Raw genomic sequence first — 14,902 nt, 5'->3', positions numbered from 1 at the left:
GGGGAGTCGCGATCGGTCCGGGCGTCTTCCCGTCCCGCGGCGCCCAGCTTCCTGCCGGTCGAGCAGCCTCCGACCCCGGCGTAGCGAGAACCCGCCCCTGCTGGTCGAGCAGCGCCGGTGGCGGGGCTTCGAGGGCCGTCGGCGCAGATGGGGGCCTGGCCGCGGGCGAGCGCGACGAGCACCGCGCGCGGGCGGCGGGAGGGGGCGGAGGCCCTCGCCTACACTGGGGGATCGTGTCAGACAGCAACCCGATCACCGATGAGGCCGTCTCCGCGGCGGTCGCCGACGCCCTCGCCGCCATCGGCGCGGCGGGCGACTCCGCCGCTCTGAAGTCCGCCCGAGCCGCCCACCTCGGCGAGGGGTCCGCCCTCGCCCGCCTCAACGCGCGGATGCGCTCCGTCCCGCCCGAGCACAAGGCGGCGTCCGGCAAGCTCGTCGGCGGTGCCCGCAAGCAGGTGGGCGACGCCTACGCCGCCCGCGAGGCCGAGCTCGTCGAGGCCGAGGACGCGGCCGCGCTCGAGGCCGAGCGCGTGGACGTCACCGCCGGTGCCAGCTTCGTGCGCCGCGGCGCCCGCCACCCCCTCTCGCTGCTCCAGGAGTCGATCGCCGACGTGTTCGTCGGGATGGGCTGGGAGATCGCGGAGGGGCCGGAGCTCGAGAACGAGTGGTTCAACTTCGACGCCCTGAACTTCGACGAGGACCACCCGGCCCGCGCCATGCAGGACACCTTCTTCGTCGACCCCGTCGACTCGCACCTGGTGCTGCGCACGCACACCTCGCCGGTGCAGATCCGCTCGATGCTCGAGCGCCCGCTGCCGCTCTACGTGATCGCTCCCGGACGGGTGTATCGCACCGACGAGCTCGACGCGACGCACACGCCCGTGTTCACGCAGTTCGAGGGTCTCGCCGTCGACCGCGGCCTGACCATGGCGCACCTGCGGGGCACCCTCGAGCACGTCGCGCGGATCCTCTTCGGCGACGACGCGCGCATCCGCCTGCGCCCGAACTACTTCCCCTTCACCGAGCCCAGCGCCGAGCTGGACGTCTGGCACCCGACCTTCGTCGGCGGTGCCCGCTGGATCGAGTGGGGCGGCTGCGGCATGGTCAATCCGAACGTGCTGCGCGCGGCCGGGATCGACCCGGAGGAGTACTCCGGGTTCGCCTTCGGCATGGGGATCGAGCGGACCCTGATGTTCCGCAACGACGTGAAGGACATGCGCGACATGGTCGAGGGCGACGTCCGCTTCAGCGAGCAGTACGGGATGGTGATCTGATGCGCATCCCGCTGAGCTGGCTGGGGGAGTACGTCGACCTCGAGCAGGACGTCACGACGGAGTCCGTGCACGCGGCCCTGGTGTCGGTCGGCCTGGAGGAGGAGGACGTCCACCGCTTCGAGGTGACCGGCCCCGTCGTCGTCGGCGAGGTGCTCGACCTCGCTCCGGAGCCGCAGAAGAACGGCAAGACCATCAACTGGTGCCACGTCCGCGTGGCCCCGGAGGGCGGGCGTGCCGCCGACGGCGGAGAGGACGTCCGCGGCATCGTCTGCGGAGCCCACAACTTCGCGGCCGGCGACAAGGTCGTCGTGTCACTGCCGGGCGCGGTCCTGCCCGGGCCGTTCCCGATCTCCGCGCGGAAGACCTACGGGCACGTGTCCGACGGGATGATCGCCTCGAGCCGCGAGCTCGGCCTCGGGGACGACCACGACGGCATCCTCCGCCTCGCCTCGCTCGGGCTCGACCCGGAGCCGGGCACGGATGCCGTCGCGCTCCTCGGTCTCGACGACGCCGCGGTCGAGGTCAACGTGACGCCCGACCGCGGCTACGCCTTCTCGATCCGCGGCATCGCCCGCGAGTACGCCCACGCCACCGGAGCCGCCTTCCGCGACCCCGCTCAGGCGCTCCCTCCGCACGAGCGCACGGAGACGGCCCCCGTCTTCCCCGTGTCCGTGGCCGACGAGGCGCCGATCCGCGGCCGTGTCGGCGCCTCCGTGTTCGTCACGCGCGTCGTTCGGGGCGTCGACGTCTCACGACCGACGCCGCCGTGGATGCTCGCGCGACTGCGACTGGCCGGCGTCCGCTCGATCTCGCTCGTCGTGGACATCACCAACTACGTGATGTTCGAGCTGGGCCAGCCGCTGCACGGCTACGACCTGGCGACCCTGCAGGGCGGCATCGTGGTGCGCCGCGCCGCACCGGGGGAGACCCTCGAGACGCTCGACGGCCAGACCCGGCGCCTGCACGCGGAGGACCTCGTCATCGCCGACGACGGCGGGGCGATCGGCCTCGCCGGAGTGATGGGGGGCGCGCGCACCGAGATCTCGGACGCCACGTCCGACGTCCTGCTCGAGGCGGCGAACTTCGACCCGGTCTCGATCGCCCGGACGGCTCGCCGGCACAAGCTGCCGAGCGAGGCGTCGCGGCGCTTCGAGCGCGGCGTCGACCCCGAGGTGGCCTCGGTCGCCGCGGCCCGCGCGGTGCAGCTGCTCGTGGAGCTCGCCGGCGGCACGGCGGACGAGCTCGGCTCGGTCCTGGCCGACCCGCGCACGGCGGAGCCGGTCGAGCTGCCGGACGGCTACGTCGCAGGCCTCATCGGCGTGGAGTACACCCCGGAGGAGATCCGCGGCGCGCTCGTCGAGATCGGCGCCTCCGTCGAGGCCGGCGGAGCGGGCCTGCTGGTGACTCCGCCGAGCTGGCGCCCCGACCTCGTCGACCGCGCCTCGCTCGCGGAGGAGGTCGCCCGCATCACCGGGTACGACCGCATCCCGGCGATCCTGCCCGTGGCGCCTCCCGGCCGCGGGCTGACCTCGGGCCAGCGGCTGCGCCGCACCCTCGCCCAGGCGCTCGCCGCCGCGGGTCTGACCGAGGTGCTCTCGTACCCGTTCCTCTCGCGCTCGATCAACGACCGGCTCGGCTCGGTCGACGGGGAGCCGCAGGAGCAGATCACGCTCGCCAACCCGCTCGACGCGACCGCGGGCCAGCTGCGGATCTCTCTGCTGCCGGGTCTCGTGCAGGTCGCGGCCCGCAACCGCTCGCGCGGCCTGACGGATCTCGCGGTCTACGAGCTCGGCTCCGTCTTCCTCCCGGTTGCCGGCCGCCCGTTCGGCTCGGGGGCGCTCCCTGCGGGCGGGACGCGTCCGTCCGCGGAGGTCGAGGCCGAGCTGAACGCGGGCATTCCGCCGCAGCCGCGGCACCTCGCGGCGCTGCTCACGGGTGCCGCCGTCGTGCGCCAGCCCGGTGTCGCCGGGCGTGACGTCGACTGGCGCGACGCCCTCGACGTGGTCCGCGAGGTCGCCGCGGCGACCGGCACCGAGCTGGTGCTGCGCCAGGGGGCCCACGCCGCGCTGCACCCGGGCCGCACCGCCGAGGTCGTGCTCGACGGCGCGGTCATCGGGCACGCGGGGGAGCTGCTCCCGGCGCTCGCCGAGGAGCTCGACCTCCCGCGCCGCGTCGCCGTGGTCGAGCTCGACCTCGAGCCGCTGCTCGCGCGGGCCGGGAGGGTCGTCGTGGCCCGTCCGGTGGGCGCGCTGCCCGCCGCGACCCAGGACCTCTCGCTCGTCGTGCCGGTCGGCATCGCGGCAGCCGACGTGCGCGCCGCCGTCGCCGAGGGGGCGGGCGAGCTGCTCGAGGCGATCCGCCTGGTCGACGACTACCGCGGCACCGGGCTCGCCGAGGGGACGAAGTCGCTGACGTTCGCGCTGCGCTTCCGCGCGCCGGACCGCACGCTCACCGCGGCCGAGGCGACGGCCGCGAAGGAGAACGGCGTGGCCGTGGCGGCGGAGCGCTTCGGCGTCCGACTCCGCGAGTGAGGCCGGGGGTCCCGTCCGGCTCGGCCGGGCGGGGCCCCGCACCCGCACCGGCTAGGCTCTCGGGCATGACTTTCTCCGTGGCGGTGGCCGGTGCGAGCGGCTACGCGGGCGGCGAGCTGCTGCGACTGCTCGCCGACCACCCCGAGTTCGAGGTGCGCACGGTGACGGCGCACGCCAACGCGGGTCAGCCCCTCATCGCCGTGCACCCGCACCTCCGCTCGCTCCGCGACCTCGTCCTCGTCGACACGACGACCGGGAACCTCGCCGGGCACGACGTCGTCTTCCTCGCCCTCCCGCACGGGAAGTCGGGCGAGATCACCGCGACCCTGCCCGAGGACGTCCTCGTCGTCGACTGCGGCGCCGACCACCGCTTGACCGACCCGCAGGACTGGGCCGACTTCTACGGGGGCGACTTCGCCGGGGCCTGGCCCTACGGGCTCCCGGAGCTGCTGATCGGCGGCGGCGGACGCAAGCAGCGCGAGGCGCTCGCCGGAGTGCGGCGCATCGCCGTCCCCGGCTGCAACGTCACGGCGATCACGCTCGGCCTGGCCCCCGGCCTGCACGCCGGAGTGATCGAGTCGTCGGACCTCGTCGCGGTCCTCGCCGTCGGACCCTCGGGTGCGGGCAAGAGCCTGCGGATCGACCTCCTCGCCAGCGAGCTCCTCGGCTCCGCGCACGCCTACGGCCTCGGCGGAGCGCACCGCCACAATCCCGAGATCCGGCAGAACCTCCTGCTCGCCGGAGCCGGACCCGTCTCGATCTCGTTCACCCCGGTCCTCGTGCCGATGTCCCGGGGCATCCTGGCGACCTCGACCGCGCGCCTCGCTCCCGGCGTCTCCGCGCAGGACGTGCGCGCCGCGTGGGAGACCGCCTACGGCGACGAGACCTTCGTCCAGCTGCTCCCGGAGGGCTCCTTCCCCCGGACGGCCGACGTGGTGGGGGCGAACACCGCTCTGATCGGACTCGCCGTGGACGAGCGGGCCCGCCGCGTCGTGGTCGTCTCGGCCATCGACAACCTGGTCAAGGGCACCGCGGGCGCGGCCGTCCAGTCCACCAACCTCGCCCTGGGACTCCCGGAGTCCCTCGGCCTGAGCGTGAACGGAGTCGCGCCGTGAGCGTCACCGCAGCAGCAGGGTTCCGGGCGGCCGGAGTCGTCGCCGGGCTGAAGTCGACCGGAGCGCGCGACGTCGCGCTCGTGCAGAACCTCGGCCCGCTGCAGAGCGCCGCCGCGGTCTTCACGAGCAACCGCTGCAAGGCGAACCCCGTCCTCTGGAGCGAGCAGGTGATGCGCGACGGCGTCGTCTCGGCGATCGTCCTCAACTCCGGCGGCGCCAACTGCTACACGGGTGCTCAGGGCTTCCAGGTCACCCACCGCACCGCGGAGCTCGTGGGCGAGAGCCTCGAGGTGTCCGCCGGCGACGTGCTGGTGTGCTCCACCGGGCTGATCGGCGACCAGCTCGACCTCGCGAAGCTCACCGCCGGCGTGACCGGCGCCTCCGCCGAGCTCGCCGGGGGACCCGAGGCGGGCGAGGCGGCCGCCCGCGCGATCATGACCACCGACACGGTCCCGAAGCAGGCGGTGGTCCGTTCCGAGCAGGGCTGGAGCATCGGCGGCATGGCCAAGGGCGCCGGGATGCTCGCGCCGGGTCTGGCGACGATGCTGGTCGTGATCACGACCGACGCGGCCCTCGAGTCCGCCGCTCTCGACACCGCCCTGCGTGCCGCGACCCGCGTCACCTTCGACCGCCTCGACTCGGACGGCTGCATGTCGACGAACGACACCGTCGCACTGCTCGCGAGCGGCGCCAGCGGCGTCGAGGCCGACGCCGACGAGTTCACCGCGGCCCTGAGCGCGGTCTGCCGCGACCTCACCCTGCAGCTGCAGGCGGATGCGGAGGGCGCCGCCCACGACGTCGCGATCCGCGTGCTGAACGCCGCGACCGAGGACGAGGCCGTGGTCGTCGCCCGCGCCGTCTCCCGCAGCAACCTGTTCAAGGCCGCGATCTTCGGCAAGGATCCCAACTGGGGCCGCGTCCTCGCCGCCGTGGGCACGACCGATGCGCAGTTCGACCCGTACGGCATCGACGTCGCGATGAACGGGGTGCAGGTCTGCCTCGCGGGCGAGCCGCACGAGAGCCGCGACCTCGTCGACCTCGCCCCTCGGGAGGTCGCCGTCGACATCGACCTGCACGCCGGCGACGCGACGGCCACGATCTGGACCAACGACCTCACGCACGACTACGTGCACGAGAACTCCGCGTACTCGAGCTGAGGCGGCCATGAGCGACGACACCACTCTCTCGGCCGAGAGCCGCGCCGAGCGCGACGCCGCGCCCGGGAAGGCCGCGACGCTCATCGAGTCGCTGCCCTGGCTGCAGAGCTTCCACGGGCGCACGATGGTGATCAAGTTCGGCGGCCACGCGATGGTGTCGGAGGAGCTGCAGCGCTCCTTCGCCCAGGACATGGTCTACCTGCGCTACGCCGGGATCCGCCCCGTGGTCGTCCACGGCGGCGGGCCCCAGATCTCGCGGATGCTCGACCGGCTGGGGATCGAGAGCGAGTTCCGGGGCGGTTACCGGGTCACGAGCCCCGAGGCGATGGAGGTGGTGCGGATGGTGCTCACCGGCAGCATCAGCCGCGACATCGTCCGCCGGATCAACGAGCACGGCCCCCTCGCCGCCGGCATGTCCGGTGAGGACGCGGGCCTCTTCGTCGGCCGCCGCCGCGGTGTCGTGATCGACGGCGAGGAGCACGACCTCGGACTCGTCGGAGACGTGATCGCCGTGGACCCCGCCGCCGTCCTCGCTCAGCTCGAGGCCGGCCGGATCCCGGTCGTGTCCTCGATCGCCCCCGACTCGGACGACCCCACGCAGTCGCTGAACGTCAACGCCGACGCCGCCGCCGCCGCGCTGGCCGTCGCGCTCGGCGCCGAGAAGCTCGTCGTCCTCACCGACGTGGCCGGCCTCTACTCCGACTGGCCCGACCGCGAGTCGCTCGTCTCGCACATCCGCTCGGACGACCTCGCGGCTCTGCTGCCCTCGCTCGAATCGGGCATGATCCCCAAGATGACCGCCTGCCTCGACGCCGTGCGCGGGGGAGTGCCCAAGGCCGCCATCATCGACGGCCGCATCCCGCACTCGATCCTGCTCGAGGTGTTCACCTCGGAGGGCATCGGCACCGAGGTCGTCGCCTCGCTCGACCCCCGCGACCGGGAGCGAATGTCGGGCCGCTGATCCTCAGCGGCCCCGGCTCCGAGCGCCCGTCCCGTCCGGGACGCGCGCACCGTCGGCCCTCGCGGCCGGACCGCTCCGATCGAAAGGCCACCATGTCCACCCCCACGACCGCGTCCCGCACCGGCTCGGCGCGCGACCGCTACTCCGCCGCGATGATGCAGACCTTCGCGCCGCCGCTCGCCGTGCTCGAGCGCGGCGAGGGCTGCCGGGTCTGGGACGTCGACGGGCGGGAGTACCTCGACTTCCTCGGCGGCATCGCGGTCAACTCGCTCGGCCATGCGCATCCCGTGTTCGTCGAGGCCGTGACGCGCCAGGCCGGTGCGCTCGCCCACGTCTCCAACTACTTCGCGACCGCCCCGCAGATCGAGCTCGCCGAGACCCTGCGCCGCCTCACCGGGGCCGGGGAGACGGGCCGCGTCTACTTCGCCAACTCGGGCACCGAGGCCAACGAGGCGGCCTTCAAGCTGGCGCGGCTGAACGCGGCCGGCGGCCGGCACCGCGTCCTGGCGCTGCAGAACGCGTTCCACGGGCGGACGATGGGCGCGCTCGCGCTGACCGGCAAGGCGGCCATGCGGGCGCCGTTCGAGCCGATGCCGGGAGGGGTCGAGCACCTCGAGGCGAGCATCGAGGCCCTCGAGGCGGCTCTCGACGAGTCCGTCGCCGCGCTGATCGTCGAGCCCATCCAGGGGGAGGCGGGCGTCATCCCGCTGCCGGCCGGCTACCTCGAGCGCGCGCGGGAGCTCACCCGCGAGCACGGCGCGCTGCTCATCGTCGACGAGATCCAGACCGGGGTCGGGCGGACCGGACGCTGGTTCGCGTACCAGGAGGCGGGGATCCTGCCCGACGCCGTCACCCTGGCCAAGGGGCTCGGCGGAGGCTTCCCCGTCGGAGCGCTGGTGACCTTCGGCGAGGCGTCCGACCTCCTGCAGAAGGGCCACCACGGCAGCACCTTCGGCGGCAATCCGCTCGCGACCGCCGTGGCCGGAGCCGTGCTCGCCGAGATCGAGCGCGCCGACCTTCTCGGCAACGCGCGGGAGCGCGGGGCGCAGATCGTCGACGCGCTGACCGCTCTCGACTCGCCCCTGATCGGAGGGGTCCGCGGCGCGGGCCTCCTCCTGGGCATCGCCCTGACCCGGCCGGTCGCCGCCGAGCTCGCCGCCGCCTGCCTCGACGCCGGCCTGATCGTGAACGCGGCGAACGACTCGAGCATCCGGCTCGCGCCTCCGCTCGTGGTGACCGCCGCCGACGTCGCCGAGTTCGCCGAGCGCTTCGGCCGCGCACTGCAGACCCTCTGACCCCGTACCTCCACCGAAAGCGACCAGCACCGTGACCCGCCACTTCCTCCGCGACGACGACATCACTCCCGCCGAGCAGGCCGAGATCCTCGACCTCGCCCTCGAGCTCAAGCGCGACCGCTTCTCCCGGAAGCCCCTCGCCGGGCCGCAGACCGTCGCCGTGATCTTCGACAAGTCCTCCACGCGCACCCGTGTCTCCTTCGCGGTCGGCATCGCCGATCTCGGCGGCAGCCCCCTGATCATCTCGACCGCGAGCAGCCAGCTCGGCGGCAAGGAGACCGCCTCCGACACGGCGCGGGTCCTGGAGCGCCAGGTCGCCGCCATCGTATGGCGCACCTACGCGCAGTCGGGCCTGGAGGAGATGGCGCGCAGCACGCGCGTGCCGGTCGTCAACGCGCTCTCGGACGAGTTCCACCCGTGCCAGCTCCTCGCCGACCTGCTGACCATCCGCGAGCACCGCGGTCACCTCGCGGGACTCACGCTCACGTTCTTCGGCGACGGAGCGAGCAACATGGCGCACTCGTACCTCCTGGCGGGGGCCACGGCCGGCATGCACGTCCGCATCGTCTCCCCGGAGTCGTACTCGCCGGACGCGGCGGTCCTGGCCGATGCGCAGCGCATCGCCGCGACCACCGGCGGATCGGCGATCACTACGACCGACCCCGACGAGGGCGCGGCCGGCTCCGACATCGTGATCACGGACACGTGGGTGTCGATGGGCAAGGAGGACGAGAAGGCGGCGCGCGTCGCGACCTTCGGTGCCTACCGGGTCGACGCCGCCACGATGGCCGCTGCCGCTCCCGACGCGCTGTTCCTGCACTGCCTGCCCGCGGACCGCGGCTACGAGGTGACCGCCGACGTGATCGACGGCCCGCAGAGCGTGATCTGGGACGAGGCGGAGAACCGCCTGCACGCGCAGAAGGCCCTGCTCGTGTGGCTCCTGGAGCGCGCCGGCACCGCCGACGCCGCTCAGTAGACTCGACAGCCGAACCCGAGGAGAACCATGACGGAACGACCCTCCGCCCGCGCGGGCGAGGCCGGAGCCCTGTGGGGCGGCCGCTTCGCCGGCGGCCCCTCGCCCGAGCTCGCCGCGCTCTCGAGGTCGACCCACTTCGACTGGCAGCTCGCCCCCTACGACCTCGCCGGCTCCCGCGCCCACGCCCGGGCGCTCGCCGGAGCGGGCTACCTCGACGACGCCGAGCTCACCGCGATGCTCGCGGCGCTCGACCGGCTCGAGGCTGCCGTCACCGACGGGAGCTTCGCCGCTGACGAGTCGGACGAGGACGTGCACGGCGCCCTCGAGCGCGGCCTGATGCTCGAAGCCGGTCCCGAGCTCGGCGGCAAGCTCCGCGCGGGGCGCTCGCGCAACGACCAGATCGCCACCTTCGTCCGGATGTACCTCCGCGACCACGCGGCGCTCGTCTCGGAGCTGGTGGTGCAGCTCATCGACGCCCTCGCCGCGCAGGCGTCGGCGCACCCGACGGCGATCATGCCCGGGCGCACCCACCTCCAGCACGCTCAGCCCGTGCTCCTCGCGCACCATCTGCTCGCCCACGGCTGGGCGCTGCTGCGCGATCTGGAGCGCCTGCGGGACTGGGCCGTCCGGGCGGACGTTTCGCCCTACGGCTCGGGCGCCCTCGCCGGCTCGACCCTCGGCCTGGACGCCGAGGCGGTCGCCCGCGATCTCGGCTTCGCGTCGAGCGTGCCGAACTCGATCGACGGGACGGCCAGCCGCGACCTCGTTGCCGAGTTCGCCTTCGTCACCGCCATGATCGGGATCGACGTCTCGCGCATCGCGGAGGAGGTCATCCTCTGGAACACGCGGGAGTTCGCCTTCGTCACGCTCGACGACGGCTACTCGACCGGGTCCTCGATCATGCCGCAGAAGAAGAACCCCGACATCGCCGAGCTCGCCCGGGGGAAGTCCGGCCGCTTGATCGGCAACCTCACCGGGCTGCTCGCGACCCTCAAGGCGCTGCCGCTCGCCTACAACCGCGACCTGCAGGAGGACAAGGAGCCGGTCTTCGACTCGGTGACGACCCTCGAGGTGCTGCTGCCCGCGTTCAGCGGCATGATCGCGACCCTCACCTTCCACACCGACCGGATGGCGGAGCTCGCGCCCCAGGGCTTCTCCCTCGCGACCGACGTGGCCGAGTGGCTCGTGAAGAAGCACGTGCCCTTCCGGGACGCCCACGAGATCACCGGTGAGCTGGTCAAGCTGGCGGAGTCGCAGGGGAGGGGGCTCGAGGATCTCGACGCCGCCGCGCTCGCCTCGGTGTCGCCGCTGCTCACTCCAGACGTGCGGTCCGTCCTCAGCATCGAGGGATCGGTGGCGAGCCGGGACGGTGTCGGCGGCACGGCTCCCGACCGCGTCGCGGAGCAGCTCGCCCGGCTGACCGAGCGCGTCCGGGTCGTGCGCGGATCCCTCCGAGGGGAACGCCCGTGACTCTTCGAGGAGCGCCGGGCGACGACGGCCGTCCGCCGCTGCGCCCCTGGCAGCAGCGGACTCTGGTGCTCGTCGCCGCAGTCGTCATCGTCGCGGTGATCGTGATCACCCTCGTGTCGGGCCAGAGCTTCTTCTGAGCGCCGACCTCCCCGACCTCGCGCGCTCGGCCCTCGAGGTGGCACCGGAGCTGCTCGGCCGCGTCCTCCTGCACCGCACGCCGGAGGGCGTGGTCGGCGTCCGGCTGACCGAGGTCGAGGCGTACCTCGGAACCGGTGAGGATCCGGGCTCGCATGCGCACCGCGGACCGACACCCCGGACGGCTCCCATGTTCGGTCCGCCCGGGTCCGTGTACGCGTACTTCACCTACGGGATGCACACCTGCGTGAACATCGTCTGCTCCCCGGCGGGCACGGCGTCGGCGGTGCTGCTGCGCGCCGGCGAGGTCGTATCGGGGGAGGATCTCGCGATGATCCGGCGCGGACCCGTTCGCAGCCGGGATCTGGCCCGCGGACCCGCACGGCTGGCGAAGGCCCTCGGAGTCCGTCTCACCGAGTCGGGCGACCCGCTCGAGGCGGCGTTCGAGCTGCTGCCGGGGGAGAGGCCGTCCTCCGTGGCGGCGGGCCCGCGCACCGGAGTCTCGGGCCCGGGCGGCGGGGACGACTTCCCGTGGCGCTTCAGCATCCCGGGCGACCCCACCGTCTCGCCCTACCGGAGAGCAGTGCCCCGGCGGCGGCCCGGAGCTCAGCCCGCGAGGTAGAGCCGGGCGAGAACGCCGAGAGCCGCCGCCCAGGCGAGGCTCGCCAGCGTGCCGATGATGAACCGCTCGCGCGCCTCCGGGGAGGCGAGCTCGCTGAAGCGGCCGACGCCCTTGATCGCCACCACGACCGCGATCCCCTCGGGGAGACCGCTCATCAGTGCGCCGGCCGTCGCGATCCGCTCGAGGACCCCGATCGTCGTCCCCCCGCGCAGCACCTCGATCGGCTGGCCGATCGCCGAGGGCGCGCTCCCGGCGGCGGGGCGGGAGGTTCCGGCGACCATGATGCCGCCGTGGCTGCCGCTGCGGGAGTCGGCCGTCGCGAGCCGGAGGGTGAGCAGCACGACCGGCCCGCCGCCCGCGATCGCCAGCGCGAAGGCCAGCACCGCCACCAGGACGGAGTGGATCGGGGGCGCGGACGGTCCGGCGACCGCCGTGAGCAGGAAGGCGGCGGCCGCCGCCACGAGGGGGATCCAGGCGAGCTGCGGACGGCGAAGGCGCACGGCGAGCACCGCACCGGCGAGTCCGGCGAGCAGCACGAGCACCACGCCCGTCCACGAGGCGGACTGCAGCGCGGAGGCGAGGAGCAGGGCGGGGGATCCGGGGGGTGCCGTCATCGGGGTGTCCTCTCGTCGGTGGGGTCGAGCGTACGGTCGACCACTGTCAGCAGGCGCGCGAGCGCGTCACGGGCGGGAGCGTCGACTCGAGCACTCGCCGCGCGGACCCGGAGGCTGACCGCCTGCGGGCTGACGGCGAGGCGCTCGGCCGCATCCTTCTGGGAGAGGCCGCTCTCGAGCAGGTCGACGATCTGCCAGCCGGCCTCGGAGCGCGCGTCGCGCAGCAGGAGGAGCGGATCGATCAGCGACTGGACGTCCGCCGGTGCCGGCGCCGCCGTTCCCGGTGCGTCCGGATCGAGGGAGAAGCGCGTCGGCCGGCCCTTCGCCGCCTCGACCGCCCGGCGCGCCGCGAAGTACGCCTCCCCGGTCGCCGCTCTCGTGGTCGCGGGGAGTGGCCGGTCGACCGGGCCGATCCCGAGGCCGATGCTCCAGTGGCCGGTCCGGTGCAGCTCGAGCACGAGCGCGACGACGGCATCGGCCCGGTCGAGCACGCACTGGAACTCGTCGCCCGCCGTCCGCTCCGGGGGCAGGACGAACGACGCCCGACCGTCGGCGATCAGGCTCGCGATCGCCTGGTCCACGCGGTCGTGGTCGTGCCTGCTGTCGCGCTGATCCGCGGTGATGACGAACATCGGACCTCCTCGATCAAGTATCAACACTTGATCGCCCGGGATCAAGCCTGTGCGCTTGACTCCCGGAGACCGGCTCCTTCCCGCCGCGGTAGCCTGGTCGGGTGATCGACCAGCACCTCCCCGGGTCCGCGACGAGCCCGCAGCTCGACCCCGCCTTCGACTCCGTGTGGGACGAGCTGGTCTGGCGAGGCTCGGTGCACGTGTCGACCGATGCGGGAGCGTTGCGCGAGCTGCTGTCGGGGGAGCCGATCACCTACTACTGCGGGTTCGACCCGACCGCGCCCAGCCTCCACCTCGGGAACCTGGTGCAGCTGATCGTCATGCGCCGGCTCCAGCTGGCCGGGCATCGGCCGCTCGGGCTCGTCGGCGGCTCGACCGGGCTGATCGGGGATCCGCGTCCGACGGCCGAGCGGACGCTGAACTCGCGCGAGACGGTGACGGCGTGGGTCGAGCGCCTCCAGGCGCAGGTGTCCCGGTTCGTTCCCGCGGGCGGCGACAACGGGCTGCGCCTGGTCAACAACCTCGACTGGACCGCTCCGCTGTCGGCGATCGACTTCCTGCGGGAGATCGGGAAGCACTTCCGCGTGGGGACGATGCTCAAGAAGGACGCGGTCAGCGCCCGCCTCAACTCCGACGCGGGGATCAGCTACACCGAGTTCAGCTACCAGATCCTGCAGGGTCTCGACTACCTGGAGCTCTACCGGCAGTACGGGTGCGTCCTGCAGACCGGCGGCAGCGACCAGTGGGGCAACCTGACGAGCGGGACCGACCTCATCCACCGCACGGAGGGCGTGTCGGTCCACGCGATCGGCACACCGCTGGTGATGAACTCCGACGGCACCAAGTTCGGCAAGAGCGAGGGCAACGCCGTCTGGCTCGACTCCGAGCTCACCAGCCCGTACGCGTTCTACCAGTTCTGGGTCAACACGGACGACCGTGACGTCGCCGACCGCCTGCGGATCTTCACCTTCCTGCCGCGCACGGAGATCGAGCGCCTGGAGAAGGCCGCCGCCGACGAGCCGTTCCGCCGGGAGGCGCAGCGCGCGCTCGCCTGGGAGGTCACGTCGCTGGTGCACGGAGCGGAGGCGACGCGCTCGGTGATCGACGCCTCGGCCGCGCTCTTCGGCAAGGGCTCGCTCGAGGGGATCGACCCGGTCATCCTCCGTGGCGCGCTCGAGGCGGTGCCCTCGATGGAGGCGACACCGGAGACGCCGGCGCTGCAGGCGTTCGTCGAGACCGGACTCGTCGCCAGCACGGGGGAGGCGCGACGGGCACTCGCTCAGGGAGGGCTCTCGGTGAACAACACCGCCCTCCCGTCCGAGACCGTCACGCTCGGCGAGCTCCCGTTGATCGATGGGATCGCCGTCCTCCGTCGCGGCAAGAAGAGCTTCGCCGGGGCCTTCGTCCGCTGACCGCGTGCCCGCTCTCCTCGAGCGGACGCGGATGATGACGGCGTCGGCGGTCTCATCAACTCGGTGTCCGGTAGCCGGTAGCCGGTAGCCGGTAGCCGGTAGCCGGTAGCCGGTAGCCGGTGTCGGGTACCGAGTCGGACACTCAGCGACGCACGGCCCCTGAATCGCGACACGCCCGGGACGCAGGCGATTTGCCGCTCGGCCGAGGCCCGACGTAATGTAACTCCTCGTCACCCCAAAGGAGCGGCAAGCGGGAGTCAGGCGCAGAGCGTCGAGACCAGCTGGCCCACCTCAAGCGGGGACCATCCCCTCGCTCCCAGGCCTGTTAGAGATTCGTCTCTTGAAGACTGCGGGATCGCGAGCGTAAGATGCAAAGCCTCCACGGGACACGGTCCCGGCTTCGTTGCAAGGCCTCACGGCCGAGCCCGGTGCAGCGGTGCGGTCCTCGATCGTGCAGCGAACACCACGGAGAAGCCGGACTTGACACGGCCTGCGGATGTGCTAAGTTAGTCGAGTTGCCACGGAGGCGATCAGGACTTCGGTTCTGACAAGCCTAACCGGTCTCGGCAAGCAAGACAAATCGAGTGGCTCACGCCCTCGTACAGCAAACTTCGATCACTTTCGTTGTGAAGCACCGTTCTGGTGTGGAGGCGGGATGTGTCCGATTCTTGAGAACTCAACAGCGTGCACTATGTTCAATGCCAATTT

13 protein-coding genes are annotated in these 14,902 nt (G+C 72.8%); 11 read left to right on the top strand and 2 right to left on the bottom strand.

Features of this window, described 5'->3' with window-relative positions; all coding sequences use genetic code 11:
* Window positions 1–233: 233 nt before the first annotated feature.
* From pheS to C5C56_RS05025, 10 genes are all read left to right on the top strand, one after another.
* Complete coding sequence (gene pheS / locus C5C56_RS05065) at window positions 234–1,274, top strand: phenylalanine--tRNA ligase subunit alpha (protein WP_104272763.1); 1,041 nt, start codon at window positions 234–236, stop codon at window positions 1,272–1,274.
* Window positions 1,274–3,805: a phenylalanine--tRNA ligase subunit beta gene (gene pheT, locus C5C56_RS05060; RefSeq protein ID WP_104319198.1), complete on the top strand. Its 2,532-nt coding sequence runs from the start codon at window positions 1,274–1,276 to the stop codon at window positions 3,803–3,805. The genes pheS and pheT overlap by 1 nt, the downstream gene beginning before the upstream one ends.
* A gap of 65 nt (window positions 3,806–3,870) precedes the next feature.
* Window positions 3,871–4,920 carry an N-acetyl-gamma-glutamyl-phosphate reductase gene (gene argC, locus C5C56_RS05055; protein WP_104319197.1) on the top strand — a complete coding sequence of 350 codons (1,050 nt, stop codon included), beginning with the start codon at window positions 3,871–3,873 and terminating at the stop codon, window positions 4,918–4,920.
* Window positions 4,917–6,077 (top strand): bifunctional glutamate N-acetyltransferase/amino-acid acetyltransferase ArgJ, encoded by a 1,161-nt coding sequence (gene argJ, locus C5C56_RS05050; protein WP_104319196.1) that lies wholly within the window; start codon window positions 4,917–4,919, stop codon window positions 6,075–6,077. Before argC ends, argJ begins: the two co-directional genes overlap by 4 nt.
* 7 nt (window positions 6,078–6,084) lie before the next feature.
* Complete coding sequence (gene argB, locus C5C56_RS05045; protein ID WP_104319195.1) at window positions 6,085–7,038, top strand: acetylglutamate kinase; 954 nt, start codon at window positions 6,085–6,087, stop codon at window positions 7,036–7,038.
* 92 nt (window positions 7,039–7,130) lie between these two features.
* On the top strand, window positions 7,131–8,333 hold the full coding sequence (locus C5C56_RS05040) for an acetylornithine transaminase (protein ID WP_104267106.1): 1,203 nt from the start codon (window positions 7,131–7,133) through the stop codon (window positions 8,331–8,333).
* Window positions 8,334–8,364: 31 nt separating this feature from the next.
* Complete coding sequence (gene argF / locus C5C56_RS05035; protein WP_104238645.1) at window positions 8,365–9,309, top strand: ornithine carbamoyltransferase; 945 nt, start codon at window positions 8,365–8,367, stop codon at window positions 9,307–9,309.
* A gap of 27 nt (window positions 9,310–9,336) precedes the next feature.
* Complete coding sequence (gene argH / locus C5C56_RS05030) at window positions 9,337–10,779, top strand: argininosuccinate lyase (protein WP_104315084.1); 1,443 nt, start codon at window positions 9,337–9,339, stop codon at window positions 10,777–10,779.
* The gene (locus C5C56_RS17740) at window positions 10,776–10,916 is read left to right on the top strand and encodes a hypothetical protein (RefSeq protein ID WP_160034127.1); all 141 of its coding nucleotides are present in this window, start codon (window positions 10,776–10,778) and stop codon (window positions 10,914–10,916) included. The genes argH and C5C56_RS17740 overlap by 4 nt, the downstream gene beginning before the upstream one ends.
* Entirely contained in the window at window positions 10,913–11,536 is a 624-nt protein-coding gene (locus C5C56_RS05025) for a DNA-3-methyladenine glycosylase (RefSeq protein WP_104226321.1), read from the top strand. The genes C5C56_RS17740 and C5C56_RS05025 overlap by 4 nt, the downstream gene beginning before the upstream one ends.
* Here the strand turns inward: C5C56_RS05025 and C5C56_RS05020 are convergent.
* Both C5C56_RS05020 and C5C56_RS05015 read right to left on the bottom strand, forming a co-directional pair.
* On the bottom strand, window positions 11,521–12,150 hold the full coding sequence (locus C5C56_RS05020) for a hypothetical protein (protein ID WP_258059401.1): 630 nt from the start codon (window positions 12,148–12,150) through the stop codon (window positions 11,521–11,523). The two genes, C5C56_RS05025 and C5C56_RS05020, sit on opposite strands and share 16 nt — an antisense overlap.
* A complete protein-coding gene (locus C5C56_RS05015) occupies window positions 12,147–12,782 on the bottom strand; it encodes a DNA-binding protein (protein ID WP_104315082.1) in 636 nt (211 codons plus the stop codon). Before C5C56_RS05015 ends, C5C56_RS05020 begins: the two co-directional genes overlap by 4 nt.
* A 101-nt stretch (window positions 12,783–12,883) precedes the next feature.
* On the opposite strand from C5C56_RS05015, the gene tyrS reads away from it, so the two are divergent.
* Complete coding sequence (tyrS, locus tag C5C56_RS05010) at window positions 12,884–14,194, top strand: tyrosine--tRNA ligase (protein WP_104250196.1); 1,311 nt, start codon at window positions 12,884–12,886, stop codon at window positions 14,192–14,194.
* Window positions 14,195–14,902 lie beyond the last annotated feature (708 nt).

It is taken from the genome of Rathayibacter sp. AY1D1 (assembly GCF_002932635.1).
GTDB lineage: Bacteria > Actinomycetota > Actinomycetes > Actinomycetales > Microbacteriaceae > Rathayibacter.
Note: the sequence above shows the minus strand (reverse complement) of the source record. Positions and strands in the feature narration are given on the sequence as shown.